The sequence below is a fragment of the Campylobacter coli LMG 9860 genome (assembly GCF_000254135.1).
Lineage (GTDB): Bacteria > Campylobacterota > Campylobacteria > Campylobacterales > Campylobacteraceae > Campylobacter_D > Campylobacter_D coli.
In genome coordinates this window covers 1-17,411 of the sequence record NZ_AINS01000059.1, presented here as the reverse complement: position 1 = coordinate 17,411, position 17,411 = coordinate 1, and the positions used below count along the sequence as shown (strand labels likewise).

Genomic DNA, 17,411 nt, shown 5'->3' with positions numbered 1-17,411 from the left:
ACAAGACTAGAATAGTCTTGTGTCTGCCTTAACCCAACCAAAAAAGATCGCTAAATTCATTAAAATTCATTTGCTCTAAGCTCTTTTGATCTTCGCAAATTTGCATGATTTTTTCACATTGTTTTGGACTTAAACGCGCAGCAAGATTGGCTTTAAATTTAGCAATTAAAAGCGGAATTCCTTCACTTCTGCGTCTTTTGTGTCCTATAGGATACTCAACTTCGACTTTTTTTGTACTTGTGCCATCTTTAAAGAAAACTTGCACGGCATTAGCTATGCTTCTTTTATCGCTTTCTAAATACTCTTTTGTATAGCGATCATCCACTTCTACTTGCATCTTAGCTCTTAAAGCATCGATTCTTTCATCGCTTGCAACACTATCTTCATAATCATCTGCATTCAAACGCCCAAATATAAGTGGCACAGCAACCATATATTGGATACAATGATCCCTATCGGCAGGGTTTGCAAGCTCGCCTACTTTGTTAATGATGCGATGTCCTGATTCTTGAGTTGTGATGATGATTTTTTCTATTTGATCCAAACGATCTTTTACCTCATCATGTAAAGCTAAAGCTGCTTCTACTGCAGTTTGTGCGTGAAATTCAGCTGGAAAAGAAATTTTAAATAAAACATTTTCCATTACATAAGAACCAAATTCTTGAGGAATGGTAAGTTTTTGCCCTTTCATTTTCACATCTTCATAACCCCAAAATTTAGCGCTTAAAGCCGAAGGATAACCCATCTCTCCTGTTTTAGCTTTTAAAGCAAGATCCACACCGCGACTTGAAGCATCACCTGCTGCCCAGCTTTTTCTACTGCCTGTATTTGGCGCATGGCGATAAGTTCTTAAAGCTCCACCATCGATAAAGGCATGAGAAATAGCATTGCGAATTTCTTCAAAATCACAACCCAAAAGCTTTGCAGCTACTGCAGTGCTTGCTATTCTTACAAGTAAAACATGATCCATTCCTACTTTATTAAAACAATTTTCAAGCGCCAAAACTCCTTGAATTTCATGAGCTTTTATCATGGCTTTTAGGACACATTTTACTTTTAAAGGCTCTTTTCCTTCGCTGATATTTTTACGACTTACATAATCAGCTACCGCCCAAATCGCACCTAAATTATCACTTGGATGCCCCCATTCAGCCGCAAGCCATGTATCATTAAAATCAAGCCATCTTACCATAGCACCCACATTAAAAGCTCCACGGATTGGCTCTAATTGATAAGAAGTTCCAAACACTTTTGCGCCTAAAGGTCTAAATTCAGCCCCTTCAACACTTGGCCCTAAAAGCTTGGTGCAAGCAGGATATTTAAGCGCTAAAAGTCCACAACCTATAGTATCCATCAAACAATATCTAGCCGTTTCTAAAGCCAAATCACTTGTAATTTCAAATTCATCAGCATATTTTGCAATTTTTGTTAAAAGTTCATCAAATTCAGGGCGTTTTGCCTCTAAAATTCCCATATCACTCATTTTTTCTCCTTATCTATCTTGAATTTTTACAAATTTTCTTGGTTCAACGCCTATATATTCGCTACTTGGGCGTATAAGCTTATTGTTTGCTCTTTGCTCTTTAATGTGCGCACACCAACCACTTACGCGACTCATAATAAAAATCGGCGTAAAATACTCAGTTGGAATTCCCATAAAATGATAAGCTGATGCACTATAAAAATCTGCATTAGGTGGCAAACTTGGGCGTTTTTCTTTCATCAAAGCTTCTATGGCTTCACTGATTTTAAAAAGCAAATCATCGCCCCCTAAATGCTTACTCCAAACTTTAATAAGTGCATTTCTAGGATCACCTCCAAGTCCATAAACACGGTGACCAAAACCCATTAAAAGCTCTTTATTTTCTAATTTTTTATTCACACCCTCAATGGCATCCTCAACACTTTTAAAACTTTCTATTAAGTGCATCGCTGCTTCATTTGCTCCTCCATGCAAAGGCCCTCTTAAAGCTCCAATAGCCGCAGCAACCGCACTAAAAATATCACTTTTTGTAGAAGCACAAATTCTAGCTGTAAAAGTTGAAGCATTAAATTCATGCTCTGCATAAAGGATTAATGAGCATTGCATAGCCTTGATAAAATCTTCTTTTGGAGCTTCAAGTTTTAATTTTTCCAAAAAATATCCCGCTATACTTGTTTGCTTAGAGTCAAAATCAATCTCTTTACCAAAATTCACATAATGATGCCAATAACAAAGCATGCTCGGTAAAATTCCTAAAAGTCTGATGATTTTTTCATCTTGATCGCTAAAATCCTCATTTTCACCCTCTAAAGCTCCCAATGCTGCAACAGCTGTTTGCATCAAATTCATAGGATGAACTTCTTTAGGTATAGCTTTTAAAACGTTTTTTAAATTTTCACTCAAAGCTCTTTGAGCAATGATTTTTTCTTTATAATTTTCCAATTCTTTTGCGTTGGGTAATTCTCCAAACTGAAGTAAATAAGCTATTTCTTCAAATTCTGCATTTTGCGCTAACTCTTCTATGCTATAACCATAATAATTTAGTCCATTTCCAAGCCCGCAAGTACAAATTGCACTTTGTCCTGCGATAACTCCTGCCAATCCACCCGTTTTTTTAGTTGCTTCACTTATACTCATTTTGCACCCCTTTTAAACAATTCATCCAATTTTTGCTCATAAGAATAATAATCTAGCATTTCATAAAGTTCTTCTCTAGTTTGCATAATCTCAAGAACATCTTTTTGATGTCCGTTTTTCAATATACTTTCATAAACTTGTACTGCAGCTTTATTCATCGCACGATTTGCACTTAAAGGATACAGCACCATAGACACTCCTGCTCTATTTAATTCTTCTTTGGTAAAATAAGGAGTCTTTCCAAATTCTGTGATATTTGCAAGAATTGGAACTTTTACATTTTTAACAAATTCTTCATATTCTTCCAAACTTGTAATAGCTTCAGCAAAAACCATTTCAGCTCCAGCCTCAACATATGCTAAAGCCCGTTCGATAGCTTTTTGCTGACCTTCAATTGCATGCGCATCCGTTCTTGCCATAATCACAAAATCAGGATCGATTTTTGCATCTACTGCTGCTTTAATACGATCACACATCTCTTCAGTGCTTACTAATTCTTTATTAGGACGATGTCCGCACCTTTTTTGAGCCACTTGATCTTCAATATGAGTTGCCGCTGCACCCGCACGAATTAATTCTTTTATCGTTCTTACAATATTAAAAGCACCTCCAAAACCTGTATCTGCATCAACTAATAAAGGCGTATCCACTCTAGAGCAAATGCGTCTTACATCAATGCATACTTCTTCAAGTGCGATAATCCCCAAATCAGGCAAGCCATAACTCGCGCTTGCCACGCCACTTCCCGAAAGATATAAAGCTTTGTGTCCTATTTTAGTAGCTTGTAAAGCACTATAAGCATTGACAGCTCCTACTATGGTCAAAGGTTTGCTTGTCTTTACTAATTCTTTAAATTTTTTTCCTGCACTCATTATTTTTCTCCTTTATTTTTTGGGTATCCTAAAGCATTAATAGCTTTTTCGCAAGCTTTTAAAACATTACTATCCTCTATAGTAGCCGGAACATTTAAGGTTGAACCATCAGCTATTTCTCTTAAATTTTTACGCAAAATTTTTCCACTTCTTGTCTTAGGTAAAGCACTAACAACTGTGGCAATTTTAAACGAAGCTACGGCTCCAATTTCTTGACGCACCAAAGCTACAACTCCTTCAACTATACCCCTATGATCTCGCTCTATACCCTCTTTTAAAACGATAAAGCCCATAGGTATTTCACCTTTAAGCTCATCATTTACACCTATAACCGCACATTCTGCAACATCAGGATGTTTTGCTATAATCTCTTCCATTTCTCCAGTTGAAAGTCTATGGCCTGCAACATTGATGATTCCATCCATTCTTCCTAAAACATACACATAGCCATCTTTGTCGATATAGCCTGTGTCTCCTGTTAGATAATAGCCTGGAAATTGATCTAAATATCCCCTACGATATCTTTCATCATTCTCCCAAATTCCCATTAAACAAGCTGGAGGTAAAGGAAGTTTTAGGCACAAAATTCCTTTTTTTCCTGCTCCAAGCTCTTGACCTTTTTCATCTAAAACCTTAAGATTAAATCCTGGCATAGGTTTTGTAGGACTTCCTGCTTTAACAACTTGTGCTTCCAAGCCCAAAGGATTAGCCGCGATCGCCCAACCTGTTTCAGTTTGCCACCAATTATCAATCACAGGTTTTTTTGTAAGCTTTTCTATCCATTTAAGCGTATCGCTATCGCATCTTTCACCTGCCACAAAAATAGATCTTAAGCTATCAAGATTAAATTTTTTAATCCATTCTCTTTTAGGATCTTCTTTTTTAATCGCCCTAAAAGCAGTTGGGGCTGAAAAAAGCACATTCACTTTATATTCTTCAATAATTCTCCAAAATGCTGAAGGATTAGGCGTTCTTACAGGTTTTCCCTCATAAACTATAGTTGTACATCCATTCATCAAAGGTGCATAAACTATATAAGAATGTCCCACAACCCAACCTACATCAGAAGCGGTAAAAAAGACATCTCCTGCTTTAGCATTATAAATATTATCCATCGACCATTTCATAGCCACAGAATGACCTCCATTAGAGCGGATTACTCCTTTTGGAGAACCTGTGGTGCCTGAAGTATAAAGTATATAAAGCGGATCGGTAGCTAAAACAGGTACAGGATCTACACCCCGAGTTTTTTCCTCTTCAAGCTCCCAATCAATATCCCTCCAAGGAAGCATATTTGCTCTATATTGTGGGCGTTGCCAAATCAAACAAGTCGTAGGCTTATGAGTACATTTTTTAATAGCCTCATCTAAAATAGGTTTATACTCGATAATGCTACTTACTTCTATCCCGCAACTTGCACTAATAATCATTCTAGGTTTAGCATCTTCTATCCTCGTAGCAAGTTCATGTGCTGCAAAGCCTCCAAATACAACACTATGAATAGCCCCAAGCCTAGCACAAGCAAGCATGGCTATAAGTGCTTCAGGTATCATTGGCATATAAATAACAACGCGATCCCCTTTAACCACGCCCTTGTTTGCTAAAATTCCGGCTACTTTTGCAACACGATCACGAAGTTGCTTATAAGTATATTTTTTCTTTGTATCCGTAACAGGAGAATCATAAATCAGTGCTAATTGATCGCCCCTGCCATTGTGTACATGTAAATCAAGCGCATTATAACAAGTATTCATACACCCGCCAACAAACCATCTGTAATGCCCATCGCTATCATCAAGCACCCTATCCCATTCATTATACCAATGCACTTTTTTAGCTGCTTCAGCCCAAAATGCTTCAGGATTTCGAAGAGATTCTCGATAAGTCTGCTCATAAACAATACCCATAATCCATCCTTTCTTGATAAGTTGAATTTGCATTATAGAGTTTTTGTTTGAAAAATAAAATGCCAATTTTTTGGTTTAATTGTGTGATTTTGTAGCTAAAAAAATAAATTTTGTATATTTTTTGAACAAAATTTTAATTTTTGTATATATATTTACCTATATTTTTAATAATTAGAAAATATAAAAAATAATGAAAAAAATATATTTGTATCAAAAAGTAACAAAAATAATTTTTAAGAGCGAGACAATGTTAAATTCTAAAGATAGAACACAAGTAATTTTGGAAAAATCAGGCTTAAGTTTGAGCAAATTTGCAACAATTTTGGGCAAAGATCGTAGAACGCTTGCTAAATTTATAGAAAATGACACAGTAAAAGAACTCGATACCAAAAGTAAAGAAAAAATTTGTGAATTTTTTCGCTATCCTTTTAAAATATGGGAAAGCAATGAAAACGAATTTTATACACTCTTAAATCAAATAGAAAATAATGAAATTCGCATCATTGACGAAGGATACATCGGAGGATTAAAATATATTTTTGAAAATGAAAATGAAGGTTCACTTATATTACACCCTGCTTTTCCAAATCCCGCTTATAGGGATTTTATCGTGCCTTTAGTATATCAAAATAACGACAGCGAAGAGGCTAGAATATATCGCATAAAAAGGGGTGAAAAAATGAGAGCACATTCTTTTAATGCAAGCGAGTGGTATTCTATCAAGTCTTTACTTGAATTTTGTTTTTCGCCTATAGGAAATTTTTATACAAAAGAACAAAAAATTCAAATTTTAGAACTCATGATTAATACCTTTAAAGATAATCTTAACAAATCTTTATATTTCTTTGATTCTTATGATAAAAAAATTTATGGGCTTGATGTGTTTTATCTTTCTATCAATGCTAAAGAAAATACAATGTTTTTTAAAGCCCCTTTGGAAATGCTATTAGTCGAGATTAAAAACTCAACCCTAGTTCATAAAATTCACGAGCATTATACCCATGCAAAAAAATGTCCTGCGCATATTTTAACTCAAGATGCATGTTTTATCATGGAAATTTTATTACAATGTTTAAAAGACAATTTAGACATTAAAGAAAGCTGTGATATCCTAGATAAAAAAAGCCCATATGGAAATTTATTTAAAAAGAGTCTAAGTGTTGATTTATAAACTATCGATTATATAAAGATAGGCAGGGATATTGATGTTAGCATAAGGTTTTACTTCAACACTTTGATACATATCCTCATCTTTGATTGCACTTACAATACCCACTGGAACATCTGAAAAAAAGATATTGTCAAGGCCACTTGTTAAAATCTCATCTCCTATATTAATTTTTGCCCATTTGGGTATAAATTTAACCTTAAGTTTATCATCTTCGCCTTGGATAAGGCCAGGAATTTTATTTTTACCTATATATACAGAAAAAACACATTGTTCATCACCCTGTAAAAGTGCCATAGCTCTGCCATCTTTATTGATCGCAATGCCTATAGTGTATCCTTGATGAATCAAACCTTTATTTTTATTAGGAGATACTTTGGCAAAATCAAGCCACAATCTTTTATAATCATTTAATTTTACATAAGAAATAACTCTTACTAAAGAAACTTGAGGTAAGTATCTTGTTGAATTTTTATCCTCTAAAATACGATTTAATTGGTTTGCAAAGCTTGTAGTTAATACAGCTGCGTATTCTAGCTCTTGATTTCTTGCTTTTAATTGTTCAATTTGATCTACTTGATCAAAATGCTTGGAAAAAAATTCGGTGATAGCATCCTTAATTCCATAAAATTTTTCTAACACCGTATCATTTACCAAAAGAACATTTTTTTTTACCAAGCCCCCATAGTAAAAAGATATAAAAACTAAAAAAAATAAAACAAGGACAAAGATAAGCTTATTCTTCATTCGTCAATTGTTGCAATAGTGAAATTTCCTCCAAAGCTTTACCCGTTCCCTTAGCCACGGCTAAAAGTGGTTCATCAGCAATATATACTGGCAAGCGAACAATTTCACTTAAATATTTATCAAGTCCACGAATCAATGCTCCACCACCTGTTAAGACAACACCATTTTCTACTATATCACTTGCAAGATCAGGTGGCATCATTTCAAGTACCATTTTTAAAGCATCTGCTATTTCTTTTAAATATTCCCTCATTGCCTCTCTAACATCTTCACTTGTAAGCTCGATACGACTTAAAAGTCCACTCACTTGATCGCGCCCCTTTACAACCATAGAAAGTTCTTTTGGAAGCTGGATAGCTGAACCAATAGCGATCTTAATCTCCTCGCCCGTTCTTTCGCCAATGATAAGATTGTATTTTTCTTTGACATAATTTACTATACTTGTATCAAGCTTATCACCTGCAGTACGAATAGACTTTGAAATAACAAGCCCACCTAGTGAAATCACACCAATTTCAGTTGTTCCACCCCCTATATCTACAACTAAATTTCCTTTAGGTTCTTGTATAGGTAAATTTGCCCCAATAGCTGCTGCCATAGGTTCTTCTATCAAAAATACTTCTCTTGCACCTGCACTTAAGGCACTTTCTCTAACAGCCTTTCTTTCAACTTGAGTTAAGCCATAAGGGACTGAAATGATGATTCTAGGTCTTAAAAAACTTTTTCTGCGGTGAGTTTTTTCTATAAAGTAACGAATCATTTTTTCTGTCATATCAAAATCAGCAATAACTCCATCTTTCATCGGGCGAATAGCTTCGATGTTACCTGGAGTTTTTCCCACCATATCTTTAGCTTCTTTACCTACGGCTAAAATTTTAGCCCTAGAACCATACCTTTCTCTTTCAACTGCCACAACAGAAGGCTCATTGATAACTATGCCCTTATCTTTTACCAAAACAAGAGTATTAGCAGTTCCTAAGTCTATACCCATATCGCTTGAAAAAAATCCTATAAGTTGATCTAAAATCATTTTTATCCCTTTTTTAGCTTATTTTCTTTTTGATTAATAACGCTTTTGCACCATCTCTTACCACTTCTTTGGTGATAACGATATCATAATTTTTATATTCTGGTAACTCAAACATCAAATCCACCATTATTTCTTCTATAATACTTCTAAGTCCTCTAGCGCCCGTTTTTCGTTCTAAGGCTAATTTTGCAATTTCTCTTAAAGCATCATCTTCAAATTTTAAGTTCACGCCATCAATAGCAAAAAGTTTTTGATATTGCTTTACGATAGCATTTTTTGGCTCGGTCAAAATTCTTACCATATCATCTTCATTAAGCTCGTTTAAAGAAGTTATAACATGTAAGCGCCCTATAAGTTCAGGTATAAGGCCAAAATGCACTAAATCATCAGGCTCTATCTTTTCAAGCAAAGCTTTGCTATTTTCTTTTTCATTATCGAAAAAGCCTACGACCTTATCGCCTAATTTTCTCTTAAGTATAGTTTCTAAGCCATCAAATGCACCACCACAAACAAATAAAATATTTGAAGTATCAATTTGAATAAAATCTTGATTAGGATGTTTTCTTCCTCCTTTAGGCGGAATATTAACCAAGCTTCCTTCTATAATCTTAAGCAAAGCTTGCTGCACGCCTTCTCCACTCACATCACGAGTGATAGAGCGATTTTCACTCATTCTAGCTATTTTATCAATCTCATCGATAAATACTATGCCCTTTTGAGCTCTTTCTACATCTCCATCAGCAGCTTGCAAAAGACGGGTTAAAATATTTTCTACATCCTCGCCCACATAACCTGCTTCGGTTAAAGAAGTCGCATCGCAAATGGCTATAGGTACATCCAAAAATTTAGCTAAAGTTTGAGCAAGTAAGGTTTTTCCGCTACCTGTAGGACCTATAAGAAGGATATTGGATTTAAAAAGCTCCACATCATCATCTTGAAGTTCAGATTTGAAAAGTCTTTTATAGTGATTATAAACCCCTACACTAAAAACTTTTTTAGCCCTATCTTGCCCTATGACATAGCGATCCAAATAAGCTTTTAATTCTTTTGGGGTAATATCTTTAAAATCAACGCCATGTTCATGTTTTGGCTCTTTAAATTCTTTTTCTTCCCCATAGATAATACTATAAGCCCCCTCAACACAATACTCACAAATAAATGCATCATCGTTTTCATTGGCTAAAATTCTTCTTTGTGGATTTTCCACTTCATTACAAAAACTGCATTTTCTAGGCATTATTTTTACCTCTATATACAGGGATTCCGCGTTTTGTTTCTAATATAAATTTACACATTTTATTAACATTTTCACTTTCATTATTTTCTAATAATTTTTGAGCATTTTCTTTTAAATCCCCCTGTCTAAACAAGAATTTAAAAGCTTTACTAAGCCTATCTACTTCATCCTTATCAAAACGACGACGAATTCCTACTAAATTCAAACTTCTAATACTTGCACGATTTCCTTCAGCTAAACAAAAAGGTACTATATCTTGCGAAAGCGCACTCGCACCTGCTATCATACAGCCCTCACCCACTTTAACAAATTGATGAATAGGAGTAAGACCACCCACAACGGTAAAATCTCCTAGTTCTACATGCCCTGCTAAGGTTGCGTTGTTGGCTAAAATAATATTATCCCCTAAAAGGCAATCATGTGCGATATGACAATACGCCATTATAAAAGCATTGTCTCCTATACGAGTAAAACCATCGCCTTTAGCTGTACCCGAATTTATCGTAGCAAATTCTCTAATAGTAGAATTTTGCCCTATAATTACTCCGCTTTTTTGCTCGTCCTTATAAGATATATCTTGAGGAATATCACCTACTATAGCATATGAAAATACACGAGAATGATCACCTATGGTAGTATCTGAAAGTATTCTCGCCCCTTGCTTGATAACAACCCCATTGCCTATCTTAGCTTCTTTGCTTACATATGCATAAGCCTCAATAACAACATCATCACCTAAAATAGCTCCATCTTCTATTACAGCACTAGGATGAATTTTTTTCACTGATTCTCTCTTATTTGTCTACTATCATAGCTTTAAGTTCTGCTTCTGCAACCAAATTTCCATCTACAAAAGCTTGACCCTTAAAAATCCACATATTGCCACGATTTTTAACTACTTGCATTTCATAATCAAGTCTATCTCCAGGGCGAACAGGATTTCTAAATTTAGCTCCATCAATACCTGTAAAATATACAACCTTACTTTTTGGATCTACCTTAGCATCCATGCTTTCAAAAGCCAAAACCCCACCCGTTTGCGCCATACCTTCTAAAATCAAAACTCCAGGATAAATAGGATGACCTGGGAAATGTCCCATAAAAACATGATCGCTTATGCTGATATTTTTATATCCTCGAACAACTTCTCCAACTTTTAACTCTGTGATTTTATCAACAAGCAAAAAAGGATAACGGTGAGGTAAAATTTCTTGAATTTTCATTACATCTATCATTAAATCGGCCTTAAAAACAATTAAAAAACATAATTATATAAAAAAATCATTAAAAATTATGTTAATCCAATCAATTTTAGTCAAAATTTTAAGTGATTTTAAAATATTTTAAATCTATGTTCTTTTTATAACTTCCTTAACATCATAGTAAATTTCACTCTTGGCTACAATCTCATATCTTGTAGGTAAAATTTTTTCAAGCACTATAACAGGGCTAAGATCATAAGCTCCAAAATGTTTATTTCGCCATTTAATTTCTTCTTCTATTTTTAAAGGATGTTTTAAAAAATCTTCAAAACTTTTCCATTTGTTTTTAAAATCAGAATTAAAGCGCCAAAATTCTATAAAGCTGATTTCATCTTTCGTGCTTTTATAGATTCCATTCTTTAAATTTTCATTTAAATTTTTCTCATCTAAACTAAATCTTGTATAATGATTTTTAAAATGAGAATAAAATAAAATATGACTCTTAACGGCTTTTTTATCAAGCTTTATTAAAGCACTTAAAAGTCGGTAGTTTAAGAATTTTTGTCTTATGATTTCAAATTTTATACCCTTTTTTTCTAATAAATTAACTTTTTTATAAAGAGCTATTCTAGCTTCTATGCTTGCGGGTAAAATTTGAGCATTAATAGGTGACATTAATTCATCAATAAAGTTTTTATCTTGCTTTTGCTTTTTAAGCCCATAAATACAACCACAATAATTTTGATGATAAAGCATTTCTTTTTTTGCTAAAGCAAATTGCCTTTGAGTGCCTCCATTTTTACGAAAATCAGGAGCTAAAAATTCCACCCCATAAGGCTCACACTCTTTTTGCAAAGCATTTTTTAACTGCTCTAAATCCTTCTTAGGGCTTGTTAAAAGTGTTGTTGTAAGCTTTTTTTCTCCTATTTTGGCTGCAAATTCTACACTTGAACCCATTCTTAGATCAAAACAAATTTCACATCTTGCACCTTTTTCTGGCTCATCTTCATAGCCTTTTACAGCTTTTAGCCATTTTTCATACTCATACTCGCCCTTATAAAGCTTGATACCGAGCTTATCACAAGATCTTTTTACATCTAAAAATCTTAATTCATATTCGCTTAAAGGATGGATATTAGGATCATAGAAATATCCTATAATTTTTTCTTTAGGATATTCTTTTCTAAGCTCTTCTATAAAATAATGACTGTCTACACTACAACAAATATGCACCAACATTAAAGACTTTCAAGCACTTTTAGTGCATGATCTTTTACGCGGACATTGCTATAAATTTGGGCAATTTTTCCCGCTTCATCGATAACAAAAGTCGATCTTATAATGCCTTCATATTCTTTACCATAATTTTTCTTAAGTCCCCAAGCTCCATAAGCTTTTGCCACTTCTTTTTCGCTATCACTTAATAATATGTGCTTTAAATTAAATTTAGCAATAAATTTATCATGACTTGTCACACCATCAGGACTTACACCGATAATCACTGCATTTTTATCACAAAACTTATCATAATTTGCACTAAAATCGCAAGCTTCTGTGGTGCAACCTGGAGTATTGTCCTTAGGATAAAAATATAAAATCACTTTTTTACCAATAAAATCTTTAAGAGCGATTTTCACCCCATCTTGATTTAAAAGTTCAAATTGTGGCGCCTCATCCCCTACTTTTAAAACACTCATTTATTTGCCTTTGCCTTAATGGCCTCTACGCTTTCACCACCAAAACCTATGTCATAACTTTCGATATCTTCTAACATCACCACTACCCTTTCTTTACTTTTGTTGTATTTTGTGCTTAAAAGCTCAGTTATATCGGCTATCAATTCAGCTTTTTGCTCCTTACTTAAAGCTGGCTTTGCTAGTTTAATATTTACAATTGGCATTTTTTCTCCTTTGATTTTTATAATTATTTCAAACTTTAATAAATAAATTTTTAAATTTACACTAAATTCTATAAAAAATTTAATTCAGTTTTTCACAATCTTGACTTAAAAATCGTGGTATTAAATTTCTCATTCTTATTTTAATCATTAGAAAAAGGCCATATCCTTAATAAAATCGACTCGATAAATTCTAAAAGTTTGATTTTATTTTTTATTAAAATCCTTCATAAATGTTTAAATTTATACTTTATATATCAAGCTATCATTAATTTACTTTTGCTAAAATTAAAAGTTTTTTAACAAAAATATGACTATTAAGGCTAAAAATGATCTCAGCAGATAAAATTTGGATGGATGGAAAATTAGTTGATTTTAAAGATGCAACCTTGCACTTTTTAACCCATTCTTTACATTATGGTAATGCTGTTTTTGAAGGAACAAGAGCTTATAAAACAGATAAAGGCTTAGCGATTTTCAGACTTGAAGATCACACTAAAAGACTTTTAGAATCTGCTAAAATTACTCTTTTAAACTGCCCTTTTTCTCAAAAAGAGCTTGAAAAGGCACAAATTGAACTTTTAAAAGTAAATGATTTTAAAAACAATGTCTATATTCGCCCTGTAATCTTCTTAGGAGATGGAGTAATGGGACTTTATCATGTAAAAGCCCCTGTACGCGTTGGCATCGCTGCTTGGGAATGGGGTGCTTATTTGGGTGAAGAAGGTTTAGAAAAAGGTATTAAAGTAAAAATTTCATCTTTTGTAAGAAATAGTGTAAAATCTTGTATGGGTAAAGCAAAAGCGAGCGCAAACTATCTTAACTCTCAAATTGCAAAATTTGAAGCTATTGAAGCAGGATATGAAGAAGCTTTGATGCTTGATGAAGAGGGTTTTATAGCAGAAGGTACGGGAGAGTGCTTCTTTATCGTAAAAGATGGAGTTTTAATCACTCCACCTAATGATTTTTCTTTAAAAAGTATCACTCAAGACACAGTTCTTAAAATCGCTCACGATCTTGGTTTAACTGTACTTCGTCAAAGAATTTCAAGGGATGAGGTTTATACTGCTGATGAAGCATTTTTTACTGGAACTGCTGCAGAAATCACTCCTATTAATAATGTTGATGCAAGAATTATAGGCAGTGGTATAAGAGGTTCTATTACTAAAAAACTTCAAGATGCTTATTTTGATGTAGTTTATGGACGCAATGAAAAATACGCATCTATGCTAACTTATATTTAAAGATAAAGGAAATAAATGCCAGCTGATTTGAATGATTATTTCAATAAAAAAAATGGAAATTCGAATAACAATAACAACCGACAAAATTTCAATTTCAAAGCTCCTGAATTTAATTTCAAGGGTTTTGGAAAATTTTCTCCTTTTGTTTATGGTGTAATTATTATTGTTTTGTTTTTAATTATCGCAAAACCTTTTATGGTGATAAATTCTGGAGAAATGGGGATTAAATCCACTACAGGTAGATACGACCCAAATCCTTTAGAGCCAGGACTCCATTTTTTTATACCTTTTATACAAAAAATAACTACAATTGATACGAGAGTAAGACAAATCAATTATGCTTCTATAGAAGGAAGTAATGAAAATTTAACTTCAGGTTCAGGTGTAATTAATAAAAACAGCATTTCTGTGCTTGATTCACGCGGCTTGCCTGTTTCTATTGATGTAACAGTTCAATACCGCTTAAATCCTTTACAAGTTCCTCAAACTATAGCAACTTGGAGTTTAAATTGGGAAAATAAAATCATAGATCCTGTGGTGCGTGATGTGGTTCGAAGTGTTGTAGGAAAATATACTGCTGAAGAATTGCCAACAAATCGTAATGCAATCGCAACTCAAATCGAAGAAGGGATAAGAAAAACCATAGAAGCACAACCTAATGAGCCAGTGGAACTTCGTGCGGTTCAACTTAGAGAAATTATATTGCCTTTGAAAGTAAAAGAGCAAATTGAACGCGTGCAAATTGCAAAACAAGAAGCAGAAAGAACTAAATATGAGGTAGAAAGAGCAAATCAAGAAGCTTTAAAAAAAGCTGCTTTGGCTGAAGGGGAAGCAAATGCAACCATCATCAGTGCTAAAGGTAAAGCAATGGCTGTAAAAATAGAAGCAGATGCGCAAGCTTATTCTAATAAAGAAATTGCGAATAGTTTAAATACTCCTTTGCTTAACTTAAAACAAATTGAAACCCAAAAAGAATTTAATGAAGCCTTGAAAGTCAATCAAGATGCTAAAATTTTCTTAACTCCTGGTGGAGCAGTACCAAATATTTGGGTGGATACTAAGGATGCTAAAAAACAAAGTTCTACTAACATGAACTAGGATATATAAAGTGGAAAGACTAAAAGAAATTGTGCATTTTTACACTACTCACTTATATTTAGTGGATTATATGCTGATTTTATTTGTCTTTTTCCTCTTTACTTGCGTTCTACTCTTGTGTATCTTTTTACGCCACAAACCTGTGGCGGCCCTTTTGATCATCGCACTTAATATAATTATTTGTTTTTTGATTTATACATATGGATATAAATTCATAGATAGCGAAGTAAGGAGTAGAAAAACAACCATTGTAGAACAAAAATTCATCCAAAGCTCTGAAGCTTTAATTATTGATTTTAATATCACAAATACTTCTAAAAACGACTTTAAACAATGTAAAGTGATTGCTAGAATTTTCAAGGATAAATTACCCGAAGATAATCTCATCAATGAATATAAAAATCAACTCATTCCCTTTAGGCAAAAAAGCAGGGAAATTTTTAATCTGAAAAAAAATACAACTCAATTTCAAAGAATTTCTTTTGATAATTTCAACTATGACAATAATTACACCATACGCCTCAATTCGGAGTGTTTTTAATGCAATTTACAATTTTTCATATTTTGGCTTTTGTTATCTTGCTTCTTTGCTTTGTTTTAGTTTGTATTTTAATTTTTTTAAAAGTGAAGCAAAAAGAATTTGCTCTTATTTCCTATACTATCGCGACCATTTTCACCGCACTTTTAATTTATTCTGTATTTCTCACTATCAATCAATTCACAACCCAAGCTAGTCTTAGCAAACTTACCTTTTCTAGAGATTTAAGACATGAAAGTATTATTATTACAGGAAGAGTGCAAAATCTTACCAAATTTAATATTCGTAAATGCTATTTAATGCTAAGCATACTAAATAAAAAGCGAGTTGGAGGGGAAATTTTTGAGGAAAAAAATGTGCGCAATGCCAAGATGCAAAATACAAGTGTTTCTTATACTATAGAAATCATAGACACACTCCCGGGTAATACCTATAAAGAATTTAGAGTTAGCGTTCCTTTTCCTCCAAGTTTTAATAATCCTGAATTTTATCACACCTTAAAATGTATTTGATATTGTTAAATAGTTTTAAAACATCTATAAAAAATAATTTTATATTAATTTTATTTTTTTTGATATGCTAACGAAATTTATTTTTAGTAAAAAATTTATGTGAGGTTTTTCATGTTTAGACTATCTAGCGTTAGTTCGAAACTCTTATTATCAGTTGCTATTAGTATTATTGTAGCTATAGCTCTTATAATTGCTATTGTTTCTTTTCAAGTTGCTTCATATTCAGAAAAAGAAGCCAAAAATGCTATTTTATTATCTTCAAAAAGATATGTGAATTATATACAAGGTATCTTAAATGAAGAAGTCACACTAACCAAAGTAGTTGCTACATCGTTAAATGAAATGTTTCAAAATAATGATCATGTAGATATCGATTTAATTGAAAGTCTTATAAAAAATGCTTTTGATAGTAGTCACTATGCAGCATATACATTTCTCTATTTAAAAGATACTACTGTATTAAGTGATATGCAGAATGTAGATAAAAAATATATTAGCCCAGATGGAAAAACTTTTTCTATGATATTTTTTGATCAAATAGCAGAAAAATCTGGTGGAATAACTACTATTTCAACTCCAAACAATTTCTCTCAATTAAATCTAATACAAAATATCGAACAAAATGCAAAATATGGAGATAAAGACTCTGTTTTTGTAGGTTCTCCTAGAAAACTTAATTATGATAATAATGAATTTTTAGGTATAAATTTCGGTATGCCTATTTTTAACAATAAGGGTAAATTTATTGGAGTTATAGGATATACTCTAGATTTACTAGAAATTTCCGAGATTATATTGGATCCAAAATTCGACTTTTTTGAAGGGGATCTAAGAATCTTAATGAACGATCAGGGTATTATTGCTGTTCATAAAATTAAAAATGGAATTTTAAAAACTTTATTTGATATTAACAAAGATCAATCTGCTCAATTAATTGTTGAGGCGGTTAAAAACCATAAAGATGAAATCTTAGATAATTATATTGCCTCAACAGGAGATCCTAGTTATGCTAGTATCTCTTCATTTAGCACTTTAGGTAATTCTAGTCATTGGAGTGTAATTGTAACAACTCCTAAAAAATCAGTTTTAGCCCCTTTATATAAACTACAATATACTATTATTAGTGTTGCTATAATAGCACTAATTGCTATTTTGACTGTTGTGTACTTTTTTATAAGAAAAATCATAGGCTCTAGAATTCCTCTTATACTTAAGTCTTTGGAAAATTTCTTTCGCTTTTTAAATCATGAAAAAATAGAAATTCAGACAATTGAAATTAAAGCTAATGATGAATTAGGCAAAATGGGTAAAATTATCAACGAAAACATCCTTGCTACTA

At 32.9% G+C, this 17,411-nt stretch carries 18 protein-coding genes; 6 read left to right on the top strand and 12 right to left on the bottom strand.

Features of this window, described 5'->3' with window-relative positions:
- Positions 1-28: 28 nt before the first annotated feature.
- The 4 genes from prpD to CCO88_RS07885 are packed head-to-tail and all read right to left on the bottom strand — an operon-like array spanning position 29 to position 5,399.
- A complete protein-coding gene (gene prpD / locus CCO88_RS07900) occupies positions 29-1,483 on the bottom strand; it encodes a 2-methylcitrate dehydratase (protein WP_002818399.1) in 1,455 nt (484 codons plus the stop codon).
- A gap of 9 nt (positions 1,484-1,492) precedes the next feature.
- A complete protein-coding gene (locus tag CCO88_RS07895) occupies positions 1,493-2,620 on the bottom strand; it encodes a citrate synthase/methylcitrate synthase (RefSeq protein WP_002782046.1) in 1,128 nt (375 codons plus the stop codon).
- Positions 2,617-3,492 (bottom strand): methylisocitrate lyase, encoded by an 876-nt coding sequence (gene prpB / locus CCO88_RS07890; protein ID WP_002782044.1) that lies wholly within the window; start codon positions 3,490-3,492, stop codon positions 2,617-2,619. The genes CCO88_RS07895 and prpB overlap by 4 nt, the downstream gene beginning before the upstream one ends.
- Positions 3,492-5,399: a propionyl-CoA synthetase gene (locus CCO88_RS07885; protein WP_002840031.1), complete on the bottom strand. Its 1,908-nt coding sequence runs from the start codon at positions 5,397-5,399 to the stop codon at positions 3,492-3,494. Before CCO88_RS07885 ends, prpB begins: the two co-directional genes overlap by 1 nt.
- Before the next feature lie 247 nt (positions 5,400-5,646).
- On the opposite strand from CCO88_RS07885, the gene CCO88_RS07880 reads away from it, so the two are divergent.
- On the top strand, positions 5,647-6,570 hold the full coding sequence (locus tag CCO88_RS07880; RefSeq protein ID WP_002782477.1) for a hypothetical protein: 924 nt from the start codon (positions 5,647-5,649) through the stop codon (positions 6,568-6,570).
- Here the strand turns inward: CCO88_RS07880 and mreC are convergent.
- The 8 genes from mreC to CCO88_RS07840 all read right to left on the bottom strand — a co-directional run bounded on the left by mreC (position 6,565) and on the right by CCO88_RS07840 (position 12,683).
- On the bottom strand, positions 6,565-7,314 hold the full coding sequence (mreC, locus tag CCO88_RS07875) for a rod shape-determining protein MreC (RefSeq protein ID WP_002778048.1): 750 nt from the start codon (positions 7,312-7,314) through the stop codon (positions 6,565-6,567). The two genes, CCO88_RS07880 and mreC, sit on opposite strands and share 6 nt — an antisense overlap.
- Positions 7,304-8,344, bottom strand: a complete 1,041-nt coding sequence (locus tag CCO88_RS07870) for a rod shape-determining protein (protein ID WP_002788045.1) — start codon at positions 8,342-8,344, stop codon at positions 7,304-7,306. Before CCO88_RS07870 ends, mreC begins: the two co-directional genes overlap by 11 nt.
- 13 nt (positions 8,345-8,357) lie before the next feature.
- The gene (gene clpX, locus CCO88_RS07865; RefSeq protein WP_002778039.1) at positions 8,358-9,581 is read right to left on the bottom strand and encodes an ATP-dependent Clp protease ATP-binding subunit ClpX; all 1,224 of its coding nucleotides are present in this window, start codon (positions 9,579-9,581) and stop codon (positions 8,358-8,360) included.
- Positions 9,574-10,365 (bottom strand): acyl-ACP--UDP-N-acetylglucosamine O-acyltransferase, encoded by a 792-nt coding sequence (gene lpxA / locus CCO88_RS07860; protein ID WP_002778038.1) that lies wholly within the window; start codon positions 10,363-10,365, stop codon positions 9,574-9,576. Before lpxA ends, clpX begins: the two co-directional genes overlap by 8 nt.
- Before the next feature lie 10 nt (positions 10,366-10,375).
- On the bottom strand, positions 10,376-10,816 hold the full coding sequence (gene fabZ, locus CCO88_RS07855) for a 3-hydroxyacyl-ACP dehydratase FabZ (RefSeq protein ID WP_002782472.1): 441 nt from the start codon (positions 10,814-10,816) through the stop codon (positions 10,376-10,378).
- Positions 10,817-10,930: 114 nt separating this feature from the next.
- The gene (locus tag CCO88_RS07850; RefSeq protein ID WP_002778036.1) at positions 10,931-12,022 is read right to left on the bottom strand and encodes an epoxyqueuosine reductase QueH; all 1,092 of its coding nucleotides are present in this window, start codon (positions 12,020-12,022) and stop codon (positions 10,931-10,933) included.
- A complete protein-coding gene (gene bcp / locus CCO88_RS07845; protein WP_002778035.1) occupies positions 12,022-12,480 on the bottom strand; it encodes a thioredoxin-dependent thiol peroxidase in 459 nt (152 codons plus the stop codon). The genes CCO88_RS07850 and bcp overlap by 1 nt, the downstream gene beginning before the upstream one ends.
- Positions 12,477-12,683 (bottom strand): tautomerase family protein, encoded by a 207-nt coding sequence (locus tag CCO88_RS07840; protein WP_002778034.1) that lies wholly within the window; start codon positions 12,681-12,683, stop codon positions 12,477-12,479. The genes bcp and CCO88_RS07840 overlap by 4 nt, the downstream gene beginning before the upstream one ends.
- 326 nt (positions 12,684-13,009) lie before the next feature.
- Between CCO88_RS07840 and ilvE the strand changes: the two genes are divergently transcribed.
- The 5 genes from ilvE to CCO88_RS07815 all read left to right on the top strand — a co-directional run.
- Positions 13,010-13,924, top strand: coding sequence for a branched-chain-amino-acid transaminase (gene ilvE / locus CCO88_RS07835; protein ID WP_002782466.1), 915 nt, complete (start codon positions 13,010-13,012; stop codon positions 13,922-13,924).
- A gap of 15 nt (positions 13,925-13,939) precedes the next feature.
- A complete protein-coding gene (locus CCO88_RS07830) occupies positions 13,940-15,022 on the top strand; it encodes a prohibitin family protein (protein ID WP_002778030.1) in 1,083 nt (360 codons plus the stop codon).
- Positions 15,023-15,032: 10 nt separating this feature from the next.
- Positions 15,033-15,563, top strand: coding sequence for a DUF2393 family protein (locus tag CCO88_RS07825; protein ID WP_002782463.1), 531 nt, complete (start codon positions 15,033-15,035; stop codon positions 15,561-15,563).
- Positions 15,563-16,072: a DUF2393 family protein gene (locus CCO88_RS07820; protein ID WP_002785394.1), complete on the top strand. Its 510-nt coding sequence runs from the start codon at positions 15,563-15,565 to the stop codon at positions 16,070-16,072. Before CCO88_RS07825 ends, CCO88_RS07820 begins: the two co-directional genes overlap by 1 nt.
- A 111-nt stretch (positions 16,073-16,183) precedes the next feature.
- Positions 16,184-17,411 (top strand): PDC sensor domain-containing protein (locus tag CCO88_RS07815; RefSeq protein ID WP_002840026.1); only part of this gene is annotated, 1,228 nt, incomplete at its 3' end.